This is a genomic window from Lysobacter sp. P5_B12, assembly GCF_056400425.1.
Map to the genome: position 1 here is coordinate 401,654 of NZ_JBFULG010000001.1, position 26,630 is coordinate 428,283.

The 26,630-nt window shown below is 67.0% G+C and carries 21 protein-coding genes; 16 read left to right on the plus strand and 5 right to left on the minus strand.

Translation table 11 applies throughout. The features are described from left to right. Positions 1-34 precede the first annotated feature (34 nt). The 8 genes from AC1DOM_RS01795 to AC1DOM_RS01830 all read left to right on the plus strand — a co-directional run bounded on the left by AC1DOM_RS01795 (position 35) and on the right by AC1DOM_RS01830 (position 12,007). Positions 35-2,056, plus strand: coding sequence for a serine hydrolase domain-containing protein (locus AC1DOM_RS01795; protein WP_498959627.1), 2,022 nt, complete (start codon positions 35-37; stop codon positions 2,054-2,056). A gap of 57 nt (positions 2,057-2,113) precedes the next feature. Further along, positions 2,114-3,130 (plus strand): dipeptide epimerase, encoded by a 1,017-nt coding sequence (locus AC1DOM_RS01800; RefSeq protein ID WP_498959629.1) that lies wholly within the window; start codon positions 2,114-2,116, stop codon positions 3,128-3,130. Beyond that, complete coding sequence (locus AC1DOM_RS01805) at positions 3,127-4,452, plus strand: peptide MFS transporter (RefSeq protein ID WP_498959631.1); 1,326 nt, start codon at positions 3,127-3,129, stop codon at positions 4,450-4,452. Before AC1DOM_RS01800 ends, AC1DOM_RS01805 begins: the two co-directional genes overlap by 4 nt. 64 nt (positions 4,453-4,516) lie before the next feature. After that, positions 4,517-6,841 carry a TonB-dependent receptor gene (locus AC1DOM_RS01810; RefSeq protein ID WP_498959633.1) on the plus strand — a complete coding sequence of 775 codons (2,325 nt, stop codon included), beginning with the start codon at positions 4,517-4,519 and terminating at the stop codon, positions 6,839-6,841. Between the two features lie 37 nt (positions 6,842-6,878). Further along, positions 6,879-7,895 (plus strand): N-acetyltransferase DgcN family protein, encoded by a 1,017-nt coding sequence (locus tag AC1DOM_RS01815; protein WP_498959635.1) that lies wholly within the window; start codon positions 6,879-6,881, stop codon positions 7,893-7,895. Then, positions 7,892-9,019 carry a YkvI family membrane protein gene (locus tag AC1DOM_RS01820; RefSeq protein WP_498959637.1) on the plus strand — a complete coding sequence of 376 codons (1,128 nt, stop codon included), beginning with the start codon at positions 7,892-7,894 and terminating at the stop codon, positions 9,017-9,019. The genes AC1DOM_RS01815 and AC1DOM_RS01820 overlap by 4 nt, the downstream gene beginning before the upstream one ends. 26 nt (positions 9,020-9,045) lie before the next feature. Further along, entirely contained in the window at positions 9,046-10,647 is a 1,602-nt protein-coding gene (locus AC1DOM_RS01825) for a serine hydrolase (protein ID WP_498959639.1), read from the plus strand. A gap of 46 nt (positions 10,648-10,693) precedes the next feature. Continuing rightward, the gene (locus AC1DOM_RS01830; RefSeq protein ID WP_498959641.1) at positions 10,694-12,007 is read left to right on the plus strand and encodes a metal-dependent hydrolase family protein; all 1,314 of its coding nucleotides are present in this window, start codon (positions 10,694-10,696) and stop codon (positions 12,005-12,007) included. 3 nt (positions 12,008-12,010) lie between these two features. On the opposite strand, the gene AC1DOM_RS01835 is transcribed toward AC1DOM_RS01830, so the two are convergent. Continuing rightward, complete coding sequence (locus AC1DOM_RS01835) at positions 12,011-13,684, minus strand: TPR end-of-group domain-containing protein (RefSeq protein ID WP_498959643.1); 1,674 nt, start codon at positions 13,682-13,684, stop codon at positions 12,011-12,013. A 128-nt stretch (positions 13,685-13,812) separates the two neighbouring features. Between AC1DOM_RS01835 and AC1DOM_RS01840 the strand changes: the two genes are divergently transcribed. From AC1DOM_RS01840 to hemC, 4 genes are read left to right on the plus strand one after another with little or no spacing between them, the layout of a single operon-like run. Next, positions 13,813-14,493, plus strand: coding sequence for an alpha/beta hydrolase (locus AC1DOM_RS01840; RefSeq protein WP_498959645.1), 681 nt, complete (start codon positions 13,813-13,815; stop codon positions 14,491-14,493). A gap of 2 nt (positions 14,494-14,495) precedes the next feature. Beyond that, entirely contained in the window at positions 14,496-15,563 is a 1,068-nt protein-coding gene (locus tag AC1DOM_RS01845) for a sensor histidine kinase (protein WP_498959647.1), read from the plus strand. A 14-nt stretch (positions 15,564-15,577) separates the two neighbouring features. Continuing rightward, entirely contained in the window at positions 15,578-16,321 is a 744-nt protein-coding gene (locus AC1DOM_RS01850) for a LytR/AlgR family response regulator transcription factor (RefSeq protein ID WP_498959649.1), read from the plus strand. A 23-nt stretch (positions 16,322-16,344) separates the two neighbouring features. Further along, positions 16,345-17,253, plus strand: a complete 909-nt coding sequence (hemC, locus tag AC1DOM_RS01855) for a hydroxymethylbilane synthase (protein ID WP_498959651.1) — start codon at positions 16,345-16,347, stop codon at positions 17,251-17,253. On the opposite strand, the gene AC1DOM_RS01860 is transcribed toward hemC, so the two are convergent. From AC1DOM_RS01860 to AC1DOM_RS01875, 4 genes are read right to left on the minus strand one after another with little or no spacing between them, the layout of a single operon-like run. Next, complete coding sequence (locus AC1DOM_RS01860) at positions 17,247-18,197, minus strand: dimethyl sulfoxide reductase anchor subunit family protein (RefSeq protein WP_498959653.1); 951 nt, start codon at positions 18,195-18,197, stop codon at positions 17,247-17,249. The two genes, hemC and AC1DOM_RS01860, sit on opposite strands and share 7 nt — an antisense overlap. Before the next feature lie 8 nt (positions 18,198-18,205). Further along, on the minus strand, positions 18,206-18,550 hold the full coding sequence (locus AC1DOM_RS01865; protein WP_498959655.1) for a heavy metal-binding domain-containing protein: 345 nt from the start codon (positions 18,548-18,550) through the stop codon (positions 18,206-18,208). A gap of 11 nt (positions 18,551-18,561) precedes the next feature. Continuing rightward, a complete protein-coding gene (locus AC1DOM_RS01870; RefSeq protein WP_498959657.1) occupies positions 18,562-19,314 on the minus strand; it encodes a 4Fe-4S dicluster domain-containing protein in 753 nt (250 codons plus the stop codon). Next, positions 19,311-22,217 carry a molybdopterin oxidoreductase family protein gene (locus AC1DOM_RS01875; RefSeq protein ID WP_498959659.1) on the minus strand — a complete coding sequence of 969 codons (2,907 nt, stop codon included), beginning with the start codon at positions 22,215-22,217 and terminating at the stop codon, positions 19,311-19,313. The genes AC1DOM_RS01870 and AC1DOM_RS01875 overlap by 4 nt, the downstream gene beginning before the upstream one ends. A gap of 48 nt (positions 22,218-22,265) precedes the next feature. On the opposite strand from AC1DOM_RS01875, the gene AC1DOM_RS01880 reads away from it, so the two are divergent. The 4 genes from AC1DOM_RS01880 (at position 22,266) to AC1DOM_RS01895 (ending at position 26,612) form a co-directional block, all read left to right on the plus strand. Further along, positions 22,266-23,234 (plus strand): helix-turn-helix transcriptional regulator, encoded by a 969-nt coding sequence (locus AC1DOM_RS01880; protein ID WP_498959661.1) that lies wholly within the window; start codon positions 22,266-22,268, stop codon positions 23,232-23,234. Next, positions 23,234-24,139, plus strand: coding sequence for a patatin-like phospholipase family protein (locus AC1DOM_RS01885; RefSeq protein WP_498959663.1), 906 nt, complete (start codon positions 23,234-23,236; stop codon positions 24,137-24,139). Before AC1DOM_RS01880 ends, AC1DOM_RS01885 begins: the two co-directional genes overlap by 1 nt. 74 nt (positions 24,140-24,213) lie before the next feature. Further along, entirely contained in the window at positions 24,214-24,411 is a 198-nt protein-coding gene (locus tag AC1DOM_RS01890; RefSeq protein WP_498959665.1) for a hypothetical protein, read from the plus strand. A 47-nt stretch (positions 24,412-24,458) separates the two neighbouring features. Then, positions 24,459-26,612, plus strand: coding sequence for a prolyl oligopeptidase family serine peptidase (locus AC1DOM_RS01895; protein ID WP_498959667.1), 2,154 nt, complete (start codon positions 24,459-24,461; stop codon positions 26,610-26,612). Positions 26,613-26,630 lie beyond the last annotated feature (18 nt).

Consider the following 26,630-nt stretch of genomic DNA (forward strand, 5'->3'; position numbering starts at 1 on the left):
GGCGGCCATTGAGATCACTCTGGGGAGAGGAAAAATGCGTTTGATCCAACGTCCGCTGTTCACCGCCTTGCTGGCGCTGGGCGTCGCGTTCACCGCGGCCGCGCAGCAGCCGCCGGTGACGGTGCCGCCCGCCATGCAAGCGCCCGCGACCGCCGCCGCGCCGCTGTCGCCCGATGCGATGCCCGCCCCGGCGGACCGCATGACCGCCACCGATGTCGAAGCCTGGCTCGACGGCTTCATGCCCTACGCGCTGGAGCAGACCGACGTCGCCGGCTCGGTGGTCGTGGTGGTGAAGGACGGCAAGGTGCTGCTGAAGAAGGGCTACGGCTTCGCCGACCTGGACAAGCGCACGCCGGTGGATGCCGACAAGACGCTGTTCCGCCCGGGTTCGATCTCCAAGCTGTTCACCTGGACGGCGGTGATGCAGCTGGTCGAGCAGGGCAAGCTGGACCTGGACGCCGACGTCAACCAGTACATCGACTTCAAGATCCCGCCGTACGAAGGCAAGCCGGTCACGTTGCGCAACATCATGACCCACACCACCGGGATGGAAGAGGTGGTGCGCGGGCTGATCGCGAACAACGAAAGCGAGATCCTCCCGCTCGACGCGACGCTCAAGCACTGGATCCCCGCACGCATCTACGCGCCGGGCACCACGCCCGCGTATTCGAACTACGCAACGGCCATCGCCGGTTACATCGTGCAGCGCGCCTCGGGCGAGCCGTTCGACCAGTACATCGCCAAGCACATCTTCACGCCGCTGGGCATGCAGCATTCCTCCTTCAGCCAGCCGGTGCAGAAGGAATTCCTCGAGACGACGTCGAAGGGCTATTCGACGGCGTCCGACGGCAAGGCCAAGCCCTACGAGTACATCAACCTCGCACCGGCCGGCAGCCTGACGTCCACCGGCGCGGACATGGGCAACTTCATGATCGCGCACCTGCAGAACGGCGCGTTCGACGGCCAGCGCATCCTGCGCGAGGAAACCGCGCACGAGATGCACGAGACCGGCCAGACCTCCGTCGGCCCGCTCAACAAGATGATGCTCGGCTTCTACGAAACCACCGCCAACGGCCATCGCGCGATCGCGCACGGCGGCGACACGCAGTGGTTCCACAGCGACCTGCAGCTGTTCCTCGACGACAACGTCGGCATCTACGTCTCGACCAACAGCGCCGGCAAGGATGGCAGCGCGCGCCTGATCCGCGACGGCCTGGTCACCGCGTTCGTCAACCGGTACCTGCCGCCGAAGAACCCGGCGCCCGAAGTTGCCGGCGTCGACGCGGCCACCGCGAAGCAGCACGCGCAGATGATGGCCGGCACGTACAACAGCAGCCGCCGCGCCGATTCGAACTTCATGAACCTGGTCTACATGCTCGGCCAGATCAAGGTCGTCGCGAACGAAGACGGCACCATCAGCTCGCCGATGTTCTCCACCTACAGCGGCGCCCCGAAGAAGTGGCGCGAGATCAGCCCCTTCGTGTGGAAGGACACCAACAGCGGCGACCGCCTCGCGGCCGACGTCGTCGAAGGCAAGGTCACGCGCTTCAGCGGCGAACCCTACGCCTCGATCATGGTGTTCCAGCGCGCTGCGTTCTGGCAGACGCCGGCGGTGTTCCTGACGATGTTGTTCGGCAGCCTGGCCGCGTTGTTGCTGACGGTGCTTGCCTGGCCGGTCTCGGCGATGGTGCGCCGCCACTACGGCACGCGCTATGCGCTGACGGGCCAGGATGCGCGCGCGCATCGCTGGATCCGCATCGCTTCGCTCGCGGTGCTGCTCTCCTTCGGCGGGATGTTCGGCCTGGTGGTCGCGATGTTGTCGAACTTCGACCTCATGACGCCGGCGCAGGACGGCATGATCATCGCGATTCGTTCGCTCGTGTCGATCCTCTTGCCGCTCGGCACGATCGTCGCGCTGTGGAATGCCTGGAAGGTATTGACCAGCCAGCGCAGGAAGTGGGCGAAGGTGTGGGCCGTCGTGCTCGCCGCTGCGTTCCTGAGCCTGCTGTTCATCGGTTTCGCTTGCCACGTCATCGGCTTCACCGCCGACTACTGACGGACCCCCGCGCGGCGGCGATACGCCGCCGCGCTTTTTTTCTTCAGAGAATTTCCCGTGATCCAGACCGACCGCGTCGAGCTCGTGCTGCGGAATGAACTGCTGCGCCTGTCCGAACCCTTCCGCATCTCCGGCCATGTCTTCGAAGTCTCGCCCGTCACCGTGGTCAACCTGCGACAAGGGCATGCCATCGGTCGCGGCGAAGCATCGGGCGTCTACTACCTTCGCGACGAACCCGCCGATATGCTGCGCACGCTCGACTCGCTGCGCGACCGCATCGAAGCGGGCATCACGCGCGATGAATTGCGCGACATCCTGCCGCCCGGCGGCGCACGCAACGCGCTGGACTGCGCGTTGTGGGAACTCGAAGCGCGCATCCTCGGCATTCCGGCCTGGCAACTGGCTGGCATGCAGAAGCCGAAGGCGCTGACGACGACGTTCACCGTCGGCGCCGATCGCCCCGATGTCATGGCCGAGAAAGCGCTGGGCTACACGCATGCCCGCGCGATCAAGCTCAAGCTCACCGGCGATGTCGAACTCGACATCGCGCGATTGAACGCGGTTCGCGCGGTGCGTCCCGATGCGTGGATCGGCGTCGACGCCAACCAGGGCTACGTGCCGGCGACGTTGCAGCGCCTGCTGCCCGCGCTGGTCGATGCGAAGGTCGCGCTGCTCGAACAACCGTGCCGTCGCGGCCGCGAAAGCGAACTCGACGGCATCGATCGCACCGTGCCGATCGCCGCCGACGAAAGCATCCTGTCGCTGGTCGAACTCGAAGAACACGCGCACTGGTTCGATGTCGTCAACATCAAGCTGGACAAGTGCGGCGGCCTCACCGAAGGCCTGTTGATGGCGCAGCGCGCACGCGAGCTGGGCCTGAAGGTGATGGTCGGCAACATGGTGGGCACGAGCCTGGCGATGGCGCCTGCGTTCCTGCTCGGCCAGTTCTGCGACATCGTCGACCTCGACGGCCCGATCTTCCTGCAACGCGATCGCACGCCGGGCGTGGTGTATTTCGACGGGCTCGTCGATTGCCCGCCGGCCGTGTGGGGCTCACCGGACGTCGTGTTGTGAACGCGCTGCCGCAAGCCATCGCCAAACCCGGCTGGCTGCGGCAGCCGCCGGGCCTGGCGGTCCTGTTCTTCACGCAGATGTGGGAGATCTTCTCCTACTACGGCATGCGCACGCTGCTCGTCTATTACATGACCAAGCAGCTGCTGTTCTCGCAACAGCACGCCTCGATGGTGTACGGCGTGTACATCGCGACGTTCTACTTCACGCCCTTGCTCGGCGGCATCGTGTCGGACCGTTGGCTCGGGCGGAAACGCTCGGTGATCATCGGCGCAGTCATCATGTCCTTCGGCCATTTCCTGATGGCCTCCGAATCGATGCTGTATTTCGCGCTCGCCGCGATCGCATTGGGCAACGGCCTGTTCCTGCCGAGCCTGCCGAGCCAGATCGACGATCTGTATGCGAAGGACGATCCGCGCCGCGGTTCTGCGTACAACTTCTATTACGTCGGCATCAACGTCGGCGGGCTGCTCGCACCGCTGGTGTGCGGCACGCTCGGCGAGTTGTATGGATGGCATTACGGCTTCGGCGCGGCGGGCGTCGGCATGCTGGCGGGCCTGGCGATCTACACGCTGGGCGGGAAGTGGTTGCCGCCCGAACGCCCGAAGGTCAAAGACCTCGCGCCGTCCGCGCGCATGCCCCTGTTCGCGATGAAGCAACGCATCCTCACCCTGTCGGCCGTGGCCGTGTGCGTGATGATCTTCCGCGGCGCGTACGAACAAACGGGCAACACCATCGCCCTGTGGGCCGATGTTGGCCTGGATCGCAGCGCCGGCAACTTCGTCATCCCGATGACGTGGTTCCAGTCGCTCAATCCTTTCCTCGTGATCTTCCTCACGCCGGTGCTCGTCGCCCTGTGGACGAAGCAGGCCAGGCGCGGCCGCGAACCTGCGCCTGCGAAGAAGATGGCGCTCGGCGCATTCGGCGTGTCGCTCGCGTTCCTGCTGCTTGCGCTGGTCGATGCGAGCGCGCAGGGGCATGCGCACTGGGTGTGGCTCGCGGCGTTCTTCGTCCTGTTCACCGCGGGCGAGCTCTTCATCCTGCCGATCGGGCTGAGCCTGTTCGCACGTTTGGCGCCGGCCGGTTACGCGGCGACGTCGATCGCCGCCTGGTACTTCGCCTCCTTCGGCGGAAACCTGCTGGCGGGCGCGCTCGGCACGCTGTGGAGTGCGATGGGGCACGCAGCGTTCTTCGTCGTCATGGCCGGTGTCGCCGCGTTCGCGGGGACCTTGTTGCGACTGCTCCACAGCGCGGTCGTCCGCGCCGAAGCGATGAATGCGCCGGCATCCGACGGGCGGCACCTGAAACCGTCCTACACCGATTGACAATTTTCCGATCAGGATGCTTACATCCTGATAAGGCAATACAAAACCTTCTGGGGAGAAAGGCATGCAACAGCACCACCGCGCCAAGTCCATGCGTCGTCACTCGCTGACCTCGGCGATCACCCTCACCCTCGCGCTCGGCCTCGCAGGCCCGGCCCTGGCGCAGCAGGCCGCGCCGGCGGACCAGCAGCAGGCAGCGACCGCGCAGGAACTCGACGTCGTCACCGTCACCGCGAACAAGCGCACCGAGAACATCCGCGAAGTCGCCACCGCGGTGACCAAGCTGAGCGCGGAGCAGATCGAGAACATCAACGCCACGCAGATGTCCGACTATGCGAACTACGTGCCGGGCCTGCAGGTGCAGGATTCGGGCTCGCCGGGCAAGACGCAGGTCTCGATGCGCGGCATCGCGGCGATGTCCCCCGGATCGACGGTCGGCACCTATGTCGACGAAACGCCGATCGGTTCCAACAGCCTCTACCAGCAGGCCACGCTGTTCAACCTCGACCTGCTGCCCTACGACATCGACAGCATCGAAGTGCTGCGCGGCCCGCAGGGCACCCTGTACGGCGCCGGCGCGATGGGCGGCCTGATCAAGTACGTGATGAAGAAGCCCGACACCACGCAGAACGAGTTCCGCATCGGCATGGGCATCGCCGATACGCAGGGCGCCGACGGCGCGTCGTTCAACTATCGCGTTGGCGGCAACCTCGTACTCGCGCAGGACGAAGTCGCGCTGCGCGCAAGCTTCGCGAGCAACGAGCCCAACGGCTACGTCGACAACCTCGTGAACGGCCGCGAAGACATCAACGATGCCTCGCAGACCAGCGGCCGCGCTTCGATCCTGTTCAAAACCGACAAGGCGAGCGTGCAGTTCGCCCTGATGAAGCAGAAGATCGACAGCCCGAACAACTCGACGATCGCGCTCGACCCGACCACGCACGACGACATCTACGGTTTGTCGAACTTCGTCGGCGTCGACGAAGTCTTCAAGAAGGACATCGAGAACTACGCGCTCACCGTCGACTACGACCTGGGCTGGGCGAACCTCGTGTCGGCCACGAGCTATTCCGACATCTCCACCTCGATCACCAACGACCTGACGTACTCCTACGGCGACTACCCGCTGCTGTTCGGTCTGCCCTCGGGCAGCGCGTACATCACCCAGGATCTGCGCCTCAAGCAGTTCTCGCAGGAAGTCCGCCTGAGTTCCAAGGCCGATGCGCCGTTCGAGTGGCTCCTCGGCGGTTTCTACGACGACGAGCGCGGAGACAACCACCAGTTCGTGGGGCTGAACCAGTTCGACGGCAGCCCGCTGCCGGCCCCGTTCGACTCGATCGTCGGCGTGCTCGGCGATCTGTACCTGCCGAGCACCTACGAAGAAACGGCCGTCTTCGGCAACGCGGCGTACAAGTTCAACGATTGGTTCAAGCTCGGCGCCGGCGTGCGCTGGTCGCGCAACAAGCAGGAGTTCACGCAGGACGCCGTCGCCGGCCTGCTCGCGCCGATCGGCACCGAGTTCAACACCTCCGAAGAAGACGTGACGACGTGGAGCATCACGCCGCAGTTCCAGGTGTCGGAAGACGTGATGGTGTACGGCAAGGTGTCGACCGGTTACCAGCCCGGCGGCCCGAACGTCGTCATCAACGGGCTGCCGCCGCAGGTCGATTCCTCGACGCTCACCAGCTACGAGATCGGCATGAAGTCGGCGTTCGCGGACAACCGCGTGCTGCTGGACGTCGCCGCCTACCAGATCAAGTGGGAAGACATCCAGGTCGCCTCGCTCGTCAACGGCGTCAGTGGTTTGGTCAACGGTGGCGAAGCGACGAGCAACGGTCTCGAAGTCTCCGTGAATTTCCGCCCGATCGACGGCCTGACGCTCGGCGTCAACGCGGCCTACAACGACGCGAACATCGACGAGGACTTCCCGCTCATCACCGTGCCAGGGGACACCGGCGGGGAATCGTTCATCAACACCGGCCTGAAGGGCGATCGCATGCCCTACGTGCCCGACGTGACCTGGTCGGCGACGGCGGATTACTACCTGCCGTTGACGGGCGATTGGGGCATGAACGTCGGCGGCGGCTACCGCTACGTCGATGACCGCATCACAGAAACGACGTTTCGCCAGGTCGATGTCGGCGGCGCCGTGGAAGGCACCACCATCACGCGCGGCCTGGACATCGACAGCTACCAGGCGCTGGACCTGTACCTGTCGGTCTCCAACGCGAACTGGTCGATCCGCGGTTACATGAAGAACGCCTTCGACGAGCGCGCCTACTCGACGATGGCCGACGTCACCAGCCCGGTCACCGGACTCACGCACCACACGTCCGCCACGCCGATCATGCCGCGCACCTTCGGGATCGAGGTCGATTACCGCTTCTGATCCACCGACCTCGTACGAACTTGGTGAAACCGCCGCGATGACGACCATTGCGTTGCCCCAGCCTTACCTGTTGTTTCTTGGCGATACCACCGAGCCGGGCTATGCGAAGACGGCGTTCGGGTTGCGCGATTGGGCGCCCGAACGCTGTATCGGCGAGTTCTCGGTCCCGGGCGCCACGGTCACGACGGGCCTGCCGTTCCTCACGCCCGCACAGGCGCATGCCGCCGGTGCGCAGGCGATGGTGATCGGCGTCGCCAACGCAGGCGGGTTCATTCCGCCTGCGTGGCTCGATGCCCTGGTCGAAGCGATGGAAGCCGGGCTCGACCTGATCGGCGGCATGCATGCGCGCCTGCGGGATTTCGCGCGACTGCGCGAAACCGCCGAGCGACTCGGGCGTCGCCTGATCGACATCCGCATTCCGCCGGAACGCATTCCGGTCGCTTCCGGCAAAGCGCGCACCGGCCGTCGATTGCTGACGATCGGCACCGACTGCGCACTGGGCAAGAAATACACCGCGCTCTCGCTCGCGCGTGCGTTCCAGTCGCGGGGCGTCGATGCGACGTTCCGTGCGACGGGACAGACCGGCATCCTGATTGCCGGCGGCGGAATTCCGATGGACGCAGTCGTGGCCGACTTCGCCGCCGGAGCCGCCGAGCTCCTCACGCCCGATGCGGCGCCGACGCATTGGGACGTGGTCGAAGGCCAGGGTTCGCTGCATCATCCGGCGTATGCGGGCGTGTCGCTCGCGCTGCTGCACGGGAGCCAGCCCGACGTGATCGTCGTGTGCCACGAGCCTGGACGCGAGCGCGTGCTCGGCCATCCGGACTATCCGGTGCCGGGCCTGCGCGAAACGATCGAGCTCGCACTGCGCCTGGGCGCACGGACGTCGCCGCGCATTCGTTGCGCGGGCATCAGCCTCAATACCGGCAAGCTCGACGCGGAAGAAGCGCATCGTCTGATCGCATCCGAAAGCCATCGCCTCGGGTTGCCCGTCGCCGATCCGATCCGCGGCGGCGATGCGTTCGAACGCCTCGTCGATTCCTGCCTGGCATGAGCGCACCCGCGCACACCGGGCGCTTCCGGCGCTGGATCCTGCCGGGGCTCGCGTTCAAGGCCGCGGTCATCGGTGGCGGTTACGCGACGGGCCGCGAACTGGCGGAGTACTTCATCCCCAGCGGCCCGCAGGGCGGGGTGCTGGCGATCCTGGTGGCGATGTTCGCGTGGAGTGCGTTGTGCGCACTGACCTTCGCGCTCGCCCATGCGACGCGTAGTTACGACTATCGGACGTTCTTCGCGAACCTGCTGGGGCCGTTCGCGTTCGTGTTCGAACTGGCGTACCTGGTCTTCATGGTGTTGATCCTCGCCGTGTTCGGCGCGGCGGCGGGCGCGATCGGGCAAGCGGTGTTCGGTTGGCCGACGCTCGTGGGCACCCTGCTGCTGATGCTGGCGATCGGCGCGTTCACGGCGTTCGGCAATCACTCGGTCGAACGCTTGTTCAAGTACGTGTCGTTCCTGTTGTACGGCGTGTATGTGTTGCTGATCATCTTCGTACTCACGAAGTTCGGCGGGCAGGCCGCGCAACAGTTCGCGACACCCGTACCCACCGATGGCTGGTTGTCCGGTGGCCTCACCTACGCCGGCTACAACATCGTCGGCGCCGTGATGGTCCTGCCGCTGGCGCGTCACTTCCTCACGCGGCGCGATGCGGTCGTCGCGGGCGTGCTCGCCGGGCCGCTCGCGATGCTGCCGGGCTTGCTGTTCTTCATCTGCATGGTCGCGTGGTACCCGTCGATCGGCGCCGAAGCCTTGCCGTCGGATTTCATGCTGCGGCAGTTGAACATGCCGATCTTCCACGTGCTGTTCCAGCTCATGATCTTCAGCGCGTTGCTCGAAAGCGGCGCAGCCTGCGTGCACGCGGCGAACGAACGCATCGCGGCCACGTGGCGCACGTCGCGCGGTGTGGAGCTGTCGAGCGGCGCGCGCTTCGCGATCGCCACGGTGCTGCTGGTGGGATCGATCTTCATCGCCTCGCGCTTCGGCCTGGTCGAATTGATCGCGCGCGGCTATCGCGGACTGGCGTGGTTGTTCCTCGTCGTCTACGTCCTCCCCTTGCTGACCGTCGGCGTGTGGCGCCTGCGGAATCGCGCGCCGCGGCCGGTCGCCGCGCCGCAGAACTGAAAACCCAWCTCCGAAGGAAACGATCGATGTCGCGCTCCCTTGTTCGTTCCGCGCTCGCCATGGCGACGCTGCTGCTTGTCGCCGACGGTGCGTTCGCCGCGGTGCCCACCGACCTCGACGCGCAGGTGGAAGCCGCGATGCGTGCCAACGGCGTGCCGGGCATGGCGATCGCGATCGTCGAAGACGGCAAGCCCGTGCTCGCGAAGGGCTACGGCGTGCGCAAGCTCGGTTCGCCCGAGCGCGTGGATGCCGACACGATCTTCCCCACAGGCTCGACCGGCAAGGCGATCACCACCGCGGCACTGGCCGTGCTCGTCGACGACGGCAAGCTGCAGTGGGACGACAAGATCATCGACCACATGCCGTGGTTCCGCATGTACGACCCGTGGGTGACCAACGAGATGACGGTGCGCGACCTGCTCACGCATCGCAGCGGCCTGGGCCTGGGTGCGGGCGACCTGATGTTCGTCCCGAGTTCCTCGCGCAGCCGCGCCGACACCGTGCGCGCGCTGCGTTACATCAAGCCGGCGACGAGCTTCCGCAGCGGTTATGCGTACGACAACTTGCTGTACGCCGTCGCCGGCCAACTGATCGAAGAGGTCAGCGGCAAGACGTGGGAAGTGTTCGTGCGCGAGCGCGTGCTCAAGCCCGCCGGCATGACGAGTTCGGTGACCGAGCAATCCGCGCGCTTCGCCAATCCCAACCGCGCGTGGCCGCATGCCCGCATCGGCGGTCGCGTGCGTGGCCTGGGCGATCAGCAGGTGCTCGACGAACGCAAGACGCTCGGCGACAACGCCGCGCCGGCCGGCGGCTTGTCGTCGAGTGCGAACGACATGGCGCACTGGATGCAGGTGCAGCTCGGCCACGGCACGTGGACGAATGCCGATGGCAAGCAGGTCAAGGTCTTCAGCGAAGCGCAGTCGCAGCAGATGTGGACGCCGGCAATCCTCACGCCGACCGCGATCTACCCGGGCAAGCTCGCCCCGTTCTCGCCGAAGTTCTCCGCTTACGCGCTGGGCTGGAGCGTGCGCGATTACCGCGGCTTCAAGGTCATCGACCACGGCGGCGCGGTGTTCGGCGTGCAGACCTACGTCGCGCTCGTGCCGGAAAAGAACATCGGCATCGCGGTGCAGATCAACTCCGAAGACTTCCAGGCGATGCGCGGCGTCGCGATGGAGTTGCTCGACCATTACCTCGGCGCGCCGGACACCGATTGGTTGGCCGCGTTCGACGAGTTCGCCGACAACCGCATCGCCGGCGGCGTCGCCGCGCTCGACGAAGCGGCGAAGGCGCGCGGCCCGTCGCCGGGCAAGGCGTCGCTCGCGACCGCCGACTACGCGGGCCGCTACAACGATCCCTGGTACGGCCCGATCGCGATCACGAACGACAAGGGCGTCCTGCGCATCGACTTCACGCGCACGCCCGGCATGGTCGGCCGCCTGGAGCATGCGCACCACGATACCTTCCGGGCAGTGTGGGACGACGCGAACATCGAACCGGCCTACGTGACCTTCGGCCTCGACGCGGAAGGCAAGATCGCGCGCGTGACGATGAAGGCCGTCTCGCCGATCGCCGACTTCAGCTTCGACTACCAGGACTTGCTCTTCACGCCGGTCAAGACGCAGTAACATCGATCCGGTCGGACGTGGCGCCCGCCACGTCATGGGGAACGCAATGCGCCGGATTGCTGGGATCGCTTGCCTGACCGTCGTCGCCGGGTTCGCCACGCTCGCCGGCAGAGCACAGACATCGGCGCCGGAAACGGCGCCGATCGTTCTTCAGGCGGCGCACTTGTTCGACGGCGCGAGCGGCAAGCTCGTCTCGCCCGGCCGCATCCTCGTGCGCGGGAAGACCATCGAAGCGGTGGGCAGCGATGTCGTCGTCCCCGCTGGGGCGCAGGTGATCGACCTCGGCGACGCGACGCTCGTGCCCGGTTTCATCGACGCGCACACGCACATGACCAGCGATTACGACGAGTCGTGGACGCGTGGCTTCTACAACTCGATGATGCGCCTGCCCGTCGAGCAGGCCTACCACGCCGAGCACAACGCCCACCTCACCTTGCAGGCCGGCGTGACGACCATCCGCGAGTTGGGCGCGCCCGATGCCATCGACGTCGCGCTGCGCAACGCGATCGCCGAAGGCCTGGCCGAAGGGCCGCGCATGTTGGTCTCGGTGCATGCGATCGGTTCGACCGGCGGCCATTGCGATGCGCCCAACTTCCCGCCCGGCGTGGTGCGCGAGTTCGGCGAGAAGGACGGCGTGTGCAACGGCGCCGATTCCTGCCGTCGCGCGGTGCGCGAACAACTCAAGGCCGGCGCGGACAACATCAAGATCTGCGCGTCGGGCGGCGTGTTGTCGGAAACCGATCCGGTCGACGTGCCGCAGCTCACGCCCGACGAACTGCGCGCCATCGTCGACGAAGCGCATGCGTGGCGCCGCAAGGTGGCGGCGCACGCGCATGGCGATCGCGCGGCGCGAATGGCCGTAGACGCGGGCGTGGATTCGATCGAACACGGCAGCTTCCTCACGCCCGAAACCCTGCAGCGGATGAAGGACAAGGGCGTGTACCTGGTGCCCACGCGCATGGCGGTGAAATTCGTGCTGAAGCAGGCGGACACGTATCCGCCGCAGGTCGGCAAGAAAGCGCGGGACGCCGCGGCCTCGCACGGCGGCATGATGAAGAACGCGCTGCGCATCGGCGTGCCGATCGCTTACGGCACCGATGCCTCGGTCTATCCGCACGGGATCAACGCGCAGGAGTTCGGCGATTACGTCGAACTCGGGATGGCGCCGGCGCAGGCCTTGATGACGAGCAGCCAGGGCTCGGCGCGGTTGCTCGGTGTCGACAAAGAGACCGGAACGCTGGAGCCCGGCAAGTTCGCCGACATCGTTGCCGTTCCCGGCGAAGTGTTGCAGGACATCCGCGCCACCGAGCGGCCGGTGTTCGTGATGAAGCAGGGCGCGGTGGTCCGGAAGGACCGCTGAGGATCACTTGATCCGCGACAGCAGGGCCTCGAAGCGCGGATTGCCGTGCAGGGGGTCCAGGTCGCTGTCGTGTTCCATCCACGCGCGATCGCCCCAACCCAGGGCGACGGCTTGTTCCAGCAGGTCGATCGCGCGTTCGATGTCTTCCTGCTCGCAATAGAAGCATGCGAGGTTGTACAGCACGACCGGTTCGTCCTGCGCCTGTTTCAGCGCCTGCTCGGCCATCAGGATCGCGCGTTCCTTTTCGCCCACGCGCCACAGGTCCTGCGCGGCGAAGTACAGGGCGCGCGTGTCGTGCGGATTGAGCTTGATGTGGCGTTCGAGCGTGTTGAGCGCGCCGAGCCGCACGCGCATTTCGTCCTGTTTGCGGCCCAGCGAGGCCAGCGTCTGCGCGAGGAACATCGGCACCTGGAAATCGGTGGGATTCACTTCGGCGGCGCGTGCGTACTTCTTCGCGGCGTTTTCGTGGTCGCCGCGCGAGGAGCACGCCAGGCCGTAGTAGTACCAGGCGTCGAACAGATTGGGGTTTTGCGCGACCGCGGTTTCGAATTCCTGTTCGGCCGCGTCGTATTGCTCGCCGATCAGCAGCGCCAACCCGCGCGAGGCGTGCGCTTCGGCCGATTCGGGATCCAGCACGACCGCCTGTTCGCTCGCGCGATTGGCGCGCGTGGCGTTCTCGGGCGTGGCCGCGGCGTAGCGATACAGGTGCGAGTACGCATCGGCCATGCCGGCGTAGGCGAGCGCGTATTTCGAATCCACCGCGATCGCCTGTTCGAACATGCGGATCGCATGCTCGTAATCGCGGCGCGCCATCGAATACATGTAGCTGCGGCCGCGGAGATAGTAGTCGTAGGCTTCGGGGTCGGAGGTCGCCACCGACACGAGCGCGCGACGTTCCTGGGGCGTCAGCGTGACCTGCAGCGCCTTGACGATGCTGTGCGCGATGTCGTCCTGGATGGTGAACACATCCTTCATTTCGCGATCGTAGGTTTCCGACCACAGGTGCGAGTCGCTGCCGGTGTCGATCAGCTGCGCGGTGATGCGGACGCGCTCGCCGGCCTTGCGCACGCTGCCTTCGAGCAGCGTGGTGACGCCCAGGTCGCGGGCGACGTCGGGAATGGTGAAGTCCTTGCCCTTGTAGGCGAAGGCGGACGTGCGCGAGGCCACTTTCAACTGCGGCAGTTGCGTCAGCAGGTTGAGGATTTCCTCGGCGATGCCGTCGCTGAAATATTCGTTCTCCGCATCGCCGCTCATGTTCACGAAGGGCAATACCGCGATCGTGCGGCGGCCATCGGTGCTTGGGGATGCGCGCGGCGACGGCGTCGGGGCGTCGGATTCGGGCTCGGCCGGCGGCGGGGTCGGTGCGCGCGCGAGTGCCGGCGCGGACGCGGAAGCGGGCGGTGCGACGACGGGTGGCGGATCGGCGGACAACGGCGGCGTGCGTTCCAGCCCGCGCGGCCCGGCGTCGAACATCCAGGCCATCGCGATCGCGATCGGCAGGCCCAGCACGACGAGCACGATGACCAGCGTGACCGTCCACGGCGGCAGGTGCAGGCTCGGCAGCACGGTGGCGGCGACCTGGATCACCAGCCAACCGGCGATGGCGTAGACGGCCAGCACGCGAACCACGCGCCGCCGGCGCAGTTCCGCGAACAGCCGCCCGAGCGAACTCGCCATGCGCGCCTCCCGAGGGAACGCTGACACGCGCCCCCATCGTCGAACCAACGGGGCGCGCGGCCGGCGTCGGACAGCATCCGGTGCAGCCTCCTTGCACTAGACTGCGCCGGAGGACCGCGGGAGACATCATGGACGCCATCGACCTGCTCGAGACCATCGAGGAAGAGACCGGACCGGATCCGCGCTGGTCGGTGCTCTGGTTGCACGGCCTCGGCGCCGACGGGCACGACTTCGTCCCGCTGGTGCCCGAACTGGTGCGCCCGGAATGGCCCGCGATCCGCTTCGTCTTCCCGCATGCGCCCGTGCGCGCGGTGACGATCAACGCTGGCATGCGCATGCGCGCGTGGTACGACATCCGCGATTTCGACCTGGCCAATCGCGCCGATGCCGAAGGCGTCGCGGTCTCGACGGCCCAGGTCGGCGCGTTGCTCGACCGCGAACAGGCCCGCGGCATTCCGCCCGAGCGCATCTTCCTGGCCGGCTTCTCGCAGGGCGGGGCGATCGCGCTGTCGGCGATGCTGGCGCGCAAGACGCCGCTGGCGGGGATCATCGCGCTGTCGACCTACATCCCGATGTCGCACGACATCGCGGGCGAGAAGGCCACCGCCGAAGCCCGGCGGCAACCGATCTTCCTCGCGCACGGCGAGGCCGATCCGGTCATCCCGGTGCAGGCCGGCGTGGCCACCGCGAAGACGCTCGGCGACCTGGGCTTCGACGTGACCTGGCGGTCGTATGCGATGCCGCATGCGGTCTGCCCGGAAGAAGTGCGCGATCTGCGCGACTGGTTCGACCGCAGGTTCGCCGCCTGACCATGACGGCCACGCCCGGCGAACCCTGGTTGCCGGACCTGTGCCGGCTCGGGCGGCTTGCGATCATGCTCGGCGTGGCCGAGCTCGTCGTCTGCATCATCGCGCTCGCGCCGGCCTCCGAAGCCGAATGGACGCCGGCGCGCTTCGCGTCGGCCAGTGCGTTCGCGTTGTGGCTCTCGCTCACCGTCTCGGTGGTGTTGTGCGTCGCGCGCCGGTCCCTGTCGGGGATGAAGCCCTGGATGGGCGGCACCGCCGCGGTGCTCATCGCCGCGCTGATCGCCGCCACGGGCGCGGCGCTCGTGCATGCGGTGGATCGCGGCCTGGCCCTCGGGCTGGTGCCCGGGACCGTGCACATCCACCGCTTCATCGGTGGCAGCGCGGCGATCGCGACGCTGATCGTCAGCGTCGTGCTGCGTTATCTCTACGCGGTGGATGGTTGGCAGAAGCAGGTGCGTGCGAGCGCGCGCGCCGAGGCCGACGCGCTGCAGGCGCGCATCAAGCCCCATTTCCTCTTCAACAGCATGAACACCATCGCCGGCCTGGTCCGCCGCGACCCGGACGTGGCCGAGCGCGCGGTGCTCGACCTGTCCGACCTGTTCCGCGCGGCGCTGGGCGCGGGCGAGGGCGATTCGAGCCTGGCCGAGGAAATCGAGCTGGCCGAACGCTACCTTTCGATCGAGCAACTCCGCCTCGGCGAGCGCCTGCAGGTGCGCTGGCGCGGGCGCGAGGCGGCCTTGCCCTGGCAGCTCCGCCTGCCGCGCCTGGTCCTGCAGCCCCTGGTCGAAAACGCGGTCCTGCACGGCATTTCGCGCCTCCCGGCGGGCGGGACGATCGACATCGAACTCGCCCAACGGCCGGATGGGCTGCATATCAGCGTTCATAACCCAGCACCCCCGCCGAGGGAACGGGACATGACGCCGGACGACCTGCCCGCCCCGGGGAGGGGAGGCAGCGGCCATGCGCAGCGTTCCATCGCGCATCGGCTGGCCTACGCATTCGGTTCCAAGGCCCGCGTGACCGGACACTGGCACGAGGGCTACTATCTGGCTGAGCTTCGAGTCCCGCTCTAAGCAGGAGGTCGCTCGTGAGAGTGTTGATCGCCGACGACGAACCCCTGGCGCGCGAACGCCTGCGGGACCTGCTTGCCGAACAGCCGGGCATCGAGCTGGTCGCCGAGGCAGGCGACGGGCGCGAGGCGCTGCACGCCTGCGCCACCCACCATCCCGACCTGGTGTTGCTCGACATCGCGATGCCGGGCATCGACGGCCTGGAGACCGCGCGCCACCTGGCCGCATTCGAACCGCGCCCCGCGGTGGTGTTCTGCACCGCGTACGACGCGCATGCGCTGTCGGCCTTCGAGGCCGCGGCGATCGATTACCTCGTCAAGCCCGTGCGTCCCGAACGCCTGGCCGCCGCACTGGAACGCGCGCGCACCTTCGCCGCGGGCCGCAACGGCAACGGCGCCGCCCTCGACGGCGAGCCCCGCCACGAACAACACCGCACGCACCTGTGCGCGCGCCTGCGCGGCAGCCTGCGCCTGATCCCCATCGAAGACGTGCACTACCTGCAGGCCGAGGAGAAGTACGTCGTCGTGCACCACGCGCGCGGCGAAGACCTCATCGAGGAATCGCTCAAGTCGCTGGAAGAGGAATTCGGCGACCGCTTCGTCCGCATCCACCGCAATTGCCTGGTGGCGCGGCACGAGATCGTCGAACTCAAGCGCGCCCCCGACGGGCACGTGCAGGCCGTGTTGCGGCACGGCGAGCATCCGCTGGAAGTGAGCCGGCGCTGCGTGGCGCATCTGCGCGAGACGGTGAAGCACCTGTAGTGCGTCGCGGGCGATAATGGGGGATGCAAACGCTCCGCATCGCCACCCGCAAATCCCCGCTCGCCCTCTGGCAGACCGAACACGTCGCCGCGCGTTTGCGCGCAGCGCATCCGGGGCTTCACGTCGAAATCGTGCCGATGAGCACGCGCGGCGATGAAGTCCTCGATCGTTCCCTCGCGGCGATCGGCGGCAAGGGCCTGTTCCTCAAGGAACTCGAAGTCGCGATGCAGCGCGGGCAAGCCGATTGCGCCGTGCATTCGCTGAAGGACGTGCCGATGGTGCTGGAGCCGGGCTTCGCCTTGCCGGCGATCCTGGCGCGCGCAGATCATGCCGATGCCTTCGTCAGCAATCGTTTCGAGAACATCGAAGCGCTGCCGCAGGGTGCGGTGGTGGGTACGTCATCGTTGCGTCGCCAGGCGCAATTGCGCGCGCGGCGCCCGGACCTGGATTTGCGCGACTTGCGTGGCAACGTCAACACGCGGCTGGCGAAACTCGACGCGGGCGACTACGACGCCATCGTGCTCGCGTGCGCAGGCCTTGCGCGGCTCGGCTTCGAATCACGCATCCGCGGGCGCCTGGATGCCCCCGATTGGTTGCCCGCGCCCGCGCAGGGCGCGATCGCGATCGAATGCCGCGACGACACGCCGGAAACATTCGCATTGCTGGCTGCGCTCGACGATGTCGCCACGCGCGAGTGCGTCGAAGCCGAGCGTGCGATGAATCGCGCGCTCCACGGCAGTTGCCACGTGCCGGTGGCGGCGTTCGCGCGCCGCGAGGGCGCCACGCTGCATCTGCAGGGGCTGGTGGGATCGGCGAGCGACGGGCGCGTCGTGCGCGCCGAAAGCACGGGCGCCGACCGCGAAGCGCTGGGGCTGGAAGTCGCGCAACGCCTGTTGTCGCAGGGCGCGCGCGACTTCATCGACGCTCAGTAATACAACGTCACCATGTGCTTCGCTTCGGCGAAGAACAACCAGCGTTCGACGAAGGCGCCGGCCAGGGCGCTGAGCGCGGCCGCCGTGTACCAGGGCGCGGCGTCCATGTGGACGAAGAGCCAGGTCGGCAGCAGGAACAGGATCGGCAGCGCCGCGAACAGCACGAGCGCGATGCGGCGCAGCGTCTTGGCATGCCGGCGTGCGACGACGAAGCCCATTTCCTTCGTCAGGTAATTGGCTTCTGTATGCGGGCGTTCGAAGACCGTCGCGGTGCGTTGCGGCAGGCCGATGGCATCGCCACGCGTGGCCGGCAGCGGCCCATCGACGTCGCGCCAGTACTTCACCTTCATCACCAGCAGCGCGATCGCCGCCGCGAAGCCGGCCAGCGCGATCATGTTCGACACGGGCCGGCCCAGCGCGGTGGCGATGGCGCAGAACAGCAGGCCACCGGTGAACAGCGAGAACAGCAGGTAAACCGTCGGCACGAGGCGATGCCCCCACGCCGGGATCGGCTTGAGCGAGGCGTAGATCATCGCGGTGCAGTAGACGGTGATGACGGCGGCGAGCATCGCGAGGAGCGCAACGGTTTTGCCGAGCGCGCCGAGAGCGACCCCTCCCCAGCCCTCCCCTGCGAGCAGGGGAGGGAGCGTGGCCGTCGCGAGGACAGCTGCGATGAAGAACGTCGCCATCGCCGCAACGCCTTCGCGCGACAACCACGAGGTGCGCCATTGCGAGAAGGCGCGCCACGCGCGCATCGGCTTGCCCAGGTGCAACATCGAGCTGAGCAGGCCGATCGTGGAAAGCACGATCGCGATCGCGATGGAGGCCAACAGCGTGCGCGCCGCGCTCTGCCCGGTCAGCGCATGCCACGCGGCCCAGAACAGCAACCCGTAGCCCGCGCCCGACAGCGTGGTGAAGAAAATGACCGAAAGCGCGGGATGCATTTAAGGCATCACTCCAGCACGACCGCGGTGCCCGAGGCCGACACCATCAGCATCGAACCGCCGTCCTGGATCTGGATGGTCTCGTAATCCAGGTCGACGCCGACGACTGCGTTCGCGCCGAGTTCGCGCGCCTGCTCGATCATGTCGTTGACCGCTTCGGTCTTCGCCTTGCGCAGGACTTTCTCGTAGGCACCCGAACGGCCGCCGAGGATGTCGCGGATGCCGGCGAAGAAATCGCGGAACATGTTGGCGCCGAGGATCGCGTCGCCGCCGACCAGGCCGTGGTACGCGACGATGCGGCGGCCTTCGACCGTGTTGGTGGTGGTGACGAGCACCGGCGTTTGATCGGCCATGGCGGAATTCCTCAGCGACGGAAGATGCGGTCGAGCCAGCGCTTCGGCGTGACTTCGACGGTAGGTTCGGCGACGGCGACGGCCTCGTCGCCACCGGCGCGGCGCGGCCGCGGCGGGAGATAACGATTGACCGGCGCGTATCCCAGTTCCGGTAGCAGCGGCAATCCGCCGCGCTCGGCGACGAGCTTGGAGACCTTCGACTCCGGATCGCCCAGGTCGCCGAAATGGCGCGCCTTCGTCGGGCACACCTGCACGCAGGCGGGCTCGCGTTCGGATTCGGGGAGGTTCTCGTTGTAGATGCGGTCGACGCAGAGCGTGCATTTCTTCATCACGCCTTCCACTTCGCTGTATTCGCGCGCGCCGTACGGGCAGGCCCACGAACACAGTTTGCATCCGATGCACTTGTCCTCGTCGACGAGCACGATGCCGTCGGAGGCGCGCTTGTAGCTCGCGCCCGTCGGGCACACGGTGACGCACGCGGGCGTTTCGCAATGCAGGCACGAGCGCGGGAAGTGCAGCGTCATCGCCGGCTGCGCAGGCGCTTGATCCGAAGCGGGCACCTGTTCGAGTTCGTAGCTGTGGATGCGGTTGAACCACACGCCAGAGGGATCCTTGCCGTACGGATTCTCGTCGGTCACCGGGCCGGCCATGCCGCCGCTGTTCCATTGCTTGCAACCCGTCGCGCATGCGTGGCAACCCACGCAAGTATCGAGGTCGATGACGAGGCCGAGTTTCTTTTTCGACGGCGGCGGCAGATCGGTCATGGCAGCGTGTCGTCCGTCGAGGTCTTGCTCGGGTGTTCGCGATTGCGCGATTGCGCGCCGTAGCGCAGCGGATGTTCGGGCGCCTCGGCGAAATGCAGCGGCGCGAATTGCGGCGCGCTTTCGCCGGCGGTCTCGGACTTCTGGATGCGCACGCGCAGGTCGAACCACGCCGCCTGGCCCGTGACCGGGTCGGCGTTCGCGTAATCGCCCTTCGGCGTGACATCGGAGATCAGATGGTTGAGCAGGAAGCCCCGCTTGCTCTCCGGCGCGTCCTTGGACAAGCGCCACGCGCCGCGGCGCTTGCCGATCGCGTTCCAACTCCACACGGTGTCAGGCTGCACGTTGCCGGCGAAGCGGACTTCCACCGTGATCGTCCCGTTGTGCGAAGTCACGTCCGCCCAATCGCCTTCTTCGAGCCCGTACTGCGCACCCGTCGAGGGATGCACGTACAGCGCGTTGCGCGTCTGGATCTGCCGCAGCCACGCGTTCTGCGAACCCCACGCGTGATACATGTACATCGGGCGCTGCGTGATCGCGCTCAGCGGATAGGTTTCGCGCGATGTCTCGTCGTGTTCGAAGGGCTCGTACCAGATCGGCAGCGGATCGAAATACGTGGCCACGCGCGTGCGATGTTCGTCCGGCGGCTGGTTCGCACCAAAGCCCTGCGCCGCAAGGCGGAACTTCTGCAGCGTTTCCGAATACAGCTGCATCACGATCGGCTGTTCGTTGGGCACGAAGCCGAAGCCGTGCGCCCAACGCAGGTAATCGCGATTGGCCATCTTGTAATAGCGCGCCGATTCAGGGATCGGCGCATGCCAGAACCCGCCGTGCTCGATGTACCTCTGCAACTGGTTCGGATTCGGCGGGCCCTTGCCTTCCAGCGATCCATCCGCGCCGCGCCAACCGGCGAGCAGGCCGACGCCGGGCATGCGCTCGTGGCGCACGATGTAATCGGCGTAGTCGCGGTATTTCGGCGTGCCATCGGTTTCGACCATGCCGGGCAGGCCCAGGCGCGCGCCGATGTCGAGCAGCACGCTCTGGAAACCGCGAACGTCGCGCGGGCGGCCGTCGTCGGTCGGTTGGGTGGCGGCGTCGAAGATCGGATGGCGGATCGCGTCGCTCGCGCCATCGGCGTCGGAGATCGGGCGATCGAGCAGCGAGATCGCGTCGTGGCGTTCGAGGTAGGTCGTATCCGGCAACACCAGGTCGGCGTAGGCCACCATTTCCGAGGCGTACGCATCGCTGTAGATGATGTGCGGGATGCGGTACTCGCCGTCTTCGAACTTGTCGGTGAGCCAATGCATCGTCTCGCCGGTATTCATCGCCGAGTTCCAGCTCATGTTCGCCATGAACATCAGCAACGTGTCGATGCGGTAGGGATCGCCCGCCCACGCGTTGCGGATCATCGTATGCATCATGCCGTGCGCCGCGAGCGGGTAGGCCCACGAATACGCATGGTCGATGCGGCGCGGCTGGCCGTCTGCGTCGACGACCAGGTCTTCCGGCGAATGCACGAAGCCCAGGGGCGCGGCATCGAGACCGCCATCGTCGCGGCGCTTCTTGCCGGGGCGGTTCGCGGGCGGAATCGGTTTGGGGAAGGGCGGCTGGAATCGGAACGAGCCCGGCACATCCACCGCGCCGAGCAACAGCTGCAACACGTGCAGCGCGCGGCACGTATGGAAGCCGTTGCTGTGCGCGCTGATGCCGCGCATCGCGTGCATCGACACGGGGCGGCCGGGCATGTCGGCGTGTTCGCGGCCCCAGCTGTCGGTCCACGCGATGGGGAGCGTGAGTTTCGAATCGAAGGCCGCGCTCGCGAGTTCGCGTGCGATGCGGCGGATGGTGTCGGCCGGGATGCCGCAGCGTTCGCTGACGGCGTCGGGGGAATACTGCGGGTCGAGGTAACGCTCGGCGAGCAGTTGGAAGACGGGGATGGCGATGCGGCCGTCGGGGAGGGTGTATTCGCCGACGACGACGGGGGAGATGTTTACGGCGTTCGCCAACTGCACCCCTCCCCGGCCCTCCCCWGCATTCGCAGGGGAGGGTGCGCACCAGCAGAGTGCCTCGTTGTTTTCATCGCGCGCGATCAAGCCGTCGTCCGCGCCACCCGGATTGCGGATCACCAACCAATGCGCATTCGCATACCGCACAAGGTAATCCAGGTCGATGCGATCGCTGCGCAGCAATTCATGGATCAGCGCGAAGGCGAACAAGCCATCGGTGCCCGGACGGATGCCGATCCACTCATCCGCGATCGCGCCGTAACCGGTGCGCACCGGATTCACCGCGACGATCTTCGCGCCGCGCGCCTTCAGCTTGCCCAGTCCGAGCTTGATCGGATTGGAGTCGTGGTCTTCGGCCACGCCCCACAGCATCAGGTACTGCGTGTGGTCCCAGTCGGGTTCGCCGAATTCCCAGAACGAGCCGCCCAGCGTGTACAGACCGCCGGCGGCCATGTTCACCGAGCAGAACCCGCCGTGCGCGGCGTAGTTGATCGTGCCGAATTGCTGCGCCCACCAGCCGGTGAGCGCCTGCGACTGGTCGCGGCCCGTGAAGAAGGCCAGCTCGTCGGGATTGCGTTCGCGGATCGGCGCGAGCCAGGACGTGGCGATCCGGAGCGCCTCGTCCCACGTGATTTCCTTGAACTCGCCCTTGCCGCGCTCGCCCGTGCGGAGCAGCGGGCGCGTCAGGCGCGCCGGCGAGTAGTGCTGCATCAGCCCGGCCGAGCCCTTGGCGCAGAGCACGCCGCGGTTCACCGGATGGTCCGGATTGCCCTGGATGTAGCGGATCCGCCCGTCGAGGGTCCACACCCGGATGCCGCAACGGCACGCACACATGTAGCAGGTGGTGGAGTGAACGGCATCGCCCGGGGAGGGCGACGGGTTGAGCTCGGGCTCGCGCATGGGCGCATTGTAGGAGATGCCGTCGGCGGCATCTGCTTTAATTCACCCATGGACCGCTACGAACGCATCAACGCCCTCCACCGCCTGCTCAAGGCGGCGCGCTACCCGGTGACCGTCGCGCGGTTGCAGGACGAACTGGGCTGCTCGCGCGCCACCGTCTACCGCGACCTCGCCTTTCTCCGCGACGGCCTGATGGCGCCGGTGGTCGGCGACGGCGAGGCCGGCTTCAAGTACGACGCCAACGAGGACGATCGCTTCGAGTTGCCCGGCCTGTGGCTGAACTCCGAAGAGCTGCATGCGCTGCTCGCCGCGCAGCAGTTGCTTTCGCGCAGCGGCGGCGGCCTGCTCTCGACTGCGCTCGCGCCTCTGCAATCGCGCGTGGAAAAGCTGCTGGAGGAGCAGGCCGGCGGCAAGCGGTGGCCGGTCGAACGCGTGCGCGTGATCGCCAGCCGCCCGCGCCGCCTGGATGAGCACAGCTTCCGCATCGTCGCCTCGGCCGTGCTCGGGCGGCGCAAGCTGACGTTCGACTACCGCGCGCGTTCGACCGACGAAAAGACGCGGCGCACCGTGTCGCCGCAGCGCGTCACGCACTATCGCGACAACTGGTATCTCGATGCGTGGGACGAGGATCGCGAAGGGCTGCGGAGTTTCGCCGTCGACCGCATCGCCTCGGCGAAGATGGGCGAGGGGGAAGCGCGCGACATCGAGGATGCGCAGCTCGACGAACACCTGGCCTCCAGCTACGGCATCTTCTCCGGGCCGCCGAAGAACTGGGCGACGATCGTCTTCAGCCCGAAGGCCGCGCGCTGGGTGGCCGACGAACGCTGGCATTCGCAACAGCAGGGGCGCTTCCTGCCCGATGGCCGCTACGAATTGAAGTTGCCCTACAGCAACTCGCGCGAACTGTTGATGGACGTGCTGCATTACGGCAGCGACGCGGAAATCGTCGAGCCGCCGGTGCTGCGCGAACAGGCGCGGTCCCTGCTCTCGCTCGCCATTTCCAACTACGAGCGCTGATGTCGCCCGCCGATCCTCCGAAGATCCGCAGCGGGGAAAAAGTCGCGCTGGTGCTTGGCGCGGGCGGTGCGCGCGGGCTGGCGCAGATCGGCGTGATCGAAGCGCTGCAGGTGCGCGGCATGGTGATCTCCGCGATCGCCGGTTCGTCGAGCGGCGCACTCGTCGGCGGGCTGCACGCGTCCGGCAAGCTGCCCGAATATCGCGATTGGCTGCTGTCGCTTGATCGCCGCGGGATGCTGCGGCTGCTCGATCCGGGCTTCGGCCGCTCGGCCTTGTTCGAAGGCACGCGCCTGATCGCCGCGCTGCGCGAGATCGCGGGTTCGCCGAAGATCGAAGACCTGCCGATCGACTTCACCGCGGTCGCGGTCGACCTGTTGCGGCAGCGCGAAGTCTGGTTGCGCGAAGGCGACATGTGGGATGCGATCCGCGCCTCGTTCGCGATCCCGGGCCTGTTCACGCCGCACGTGATCCACGGTCGCGCGCTGGTCGATGGTGGCCTGCTTGCACCGCTGCCGATCGCCGCGACGCGCTTGTCCGACGCGCATCGCCTGATCGCGGTCGACATGCACGGCTGGCCGCAACACCCGCCCGGCGAGCCGGCCGAAGCGGATGCGCCATCGGGCCCGACCAACCGCAGCTGGCTCACCGCGTGGAAACACACGCGCGCCACGCAAGCATCGGCTGATGCCGCGCGCGTGCGCCTGGGCTTCACCGACCTCATGGCGCGCTCGCTGGATACGATGCAGGCGCAGATCGCGCGCGTGCAGCTCGCGCTGGACCCGCCCGAGCTCGTCATCCGCATCCCGCGCGATGCGTGCCAGTTCTATGAGTTCTGGCGGGCGAAGGAATTGATCGACATCGGCCGGAAGGAAGCCGACAAGGCGCTCGACGCCGCCGGGTATTGATCCCGCGGGGCATTCGCAACCCGTGAGATGCCGCGCATCAAAGCTCGCTCCAACCCAAACGGAGCGACGCCGCCATGCATCCCGCCCAGACCACCCGCCTCGCCAGCCTGTTGCGCATCGTCCTCACCTTCGGCGTCCTCGCCGTGCTCCTGCTTCCCGCCGCGCGCACCAACACCCCCGTCGGCTTCCTTCCGATGTGGCTGATCGCGATGCCCGCGAGCGCGCTCTGGGCCCTGCGCCGGGTCCACGCCAGGTGGGTGCGCGCCCGCTGAGCGGGCCGTGATAGCGTGACGGCCCTCCCATCGCTGCCGGAGCCGTCATGCCCCAAGGGTCGTCTTTCCGCCTCGTCGCAGGAATCGCCTTCGGGCTCGCCGCACTCAGCGGCGCAGGTGCCGCCGCCACCGCGCAAACCGCCGATGGGCCCCCCGCGAAGCAGGAGCCCGCCGTGGCGAACGACGATCCCTATCAATGGCTCGAGGATGTGAACGGCGACAAGGCGATCGCCTGGGTCCGCGAGCAGAACGCGAAGAGCGAAGCCGAACTCGCGGCGACCCCGCAGTTCCGCAAACTCGAATCCGACATCCGCGCGATCCTGGATTCGACCGCCAAGATCCCCGGCGTCGAGAAGATCGGGCCGTATTACTACAACTTCTGGAAGGACAAAGACCACGAACGCGGTCTTTGGCGCCGCACGACGCTCGCCGAATACCGCAAGCCCGACCCGAAGTGGGAAACCATCCTCGATCTCGATGCCCTCAATCGCGCCGAGAAGGAAAACTGGGTCTGGCACGGCGCCGATTGCCTCAAGCCCGATTACGCGCGCTGCCTGATCGCGCTCTCGCGAGGCGGCTCGGATGCCGACGTCACGCGCGAGTTCGACCTCGCAGCGAAGGCCTGGGTGAAAGACGGTTTCTTCCGCCCCGAAGCCAAGGGCGGCATGGGCTGGATCGATCGCGACACCACCTACGTCTACACCGATTTCGGCGCAGGTTCGATGACGCCTTCGGGCTACCCGCGCATCGTGAAGCAGTGGTCGCGCGGCACGCCGCTTTCAAAGGCCACGAAAGTCTACGAAGGCCAGCCCGAGGACATGTACATCGCCGCCGGGCGCGACCTGACGCCCGGTTTCCAGCGCGATTTCGTCCAGCGCACCATCGCCTTCTACAACGATGAACTTTATCTGCGCGGCAGCGATGGCACGTTGGCGAAGGTCGATGCGCCGAACTCGGCGATCAAGTCCGTCCACAAGGAATGGCTGCTGCTGGAATTGCGCGACCCTTACGAAGCCGGTGGCAAGACCTGGCCGTCCGGTGCGCTCATCGCGACGAAGTTCGACGACTTCATGGCGGGCAAGCGCGACTTCACCGAACTCTTCGCGCCCACCGACAACACCTCGCTCGCCGGCTCGTCCTGGACGAAGGACCACCTGGTCCTCAACGTCATGGAGGACGTCAAGAACAAGCTGACCGTGCTGACGCCGGGCGAGGGTGCATGGGCGCGCAAGCCGCTCGCGGGCCCGCCGACCATCGGCACCGTGAGCGTAGGCGCGGTGGATGCCGACGAAAGCGACGCCGTGTGGGTCACCGCCACCGACTACCTCACGCCGACGACGCTCGCGATCGCCGATGTGTCGGGCGACGCAGCGCCCGAAGTCCTCAAGTCGAACCCGCAATTCTTCGACGCCACCACGCACGTCATCGAACAACATTTCGCCACCTCGAAGGACGGCACGCGCATCCCGTACTTCCTCGTGAAGCCGAAGAATGCGAAGAACGACGGCGCCACGCCGACGCTGCTCTACGGCTATGGCGGTTTCGAAGTGTCGATGACGCCCGGGTACTCCGGCGGCGTCGGCAAGGGTTGGCTGGAGAAGGGCGGCGCGTATGCGGTCGCCAACATCCGTGGCGGCGGCGAATACGGCCCGCGCTGGCACCAGGCCGCCCTGAAGGCCAATCGCCACAAGGCCTACGAAGATTTCGCGGCCGTCGCCAACGACCTGGTCGCGTCGAAACTCACCACGCACCAGCGCCTGGGCATCATGGGCGGCAGCAACGGCGGCCTGCTGATGGGCAACATGCTCACGCAGTATCCGGAGTTGTTCGGCGCCATCGTCGTGCAGGTGCCGCTGCTCGACATGAAGCGTTACAGCCACCTGCTCGCCGGCGCCTCGTGGATGGCCGAATACGGCGATCCGGACACGGCCGACTGGGACTTCATCAAGACCTTCTCGCCCTACCACCTGTTCGATGCGACGAAGACCTACCCGCCGGTGTTGTTCGCCACGTCCACCAAGGACGATCGCGTGCATCCCGGCCACGCCCGCAAGATGATGGCCAAGATGCTCGCGGCCAACAAGAACGTGCGCTATTACGAAAACATCGAGGGCGGGCACGGCGGCGCGGCGAACAACGCGCAGTCGGCGCACATGAACGCGCTCGCCTACACCTTCCTGTGGAACGAACTGTCGAAGTAACCCGCCGCTAACGGACCC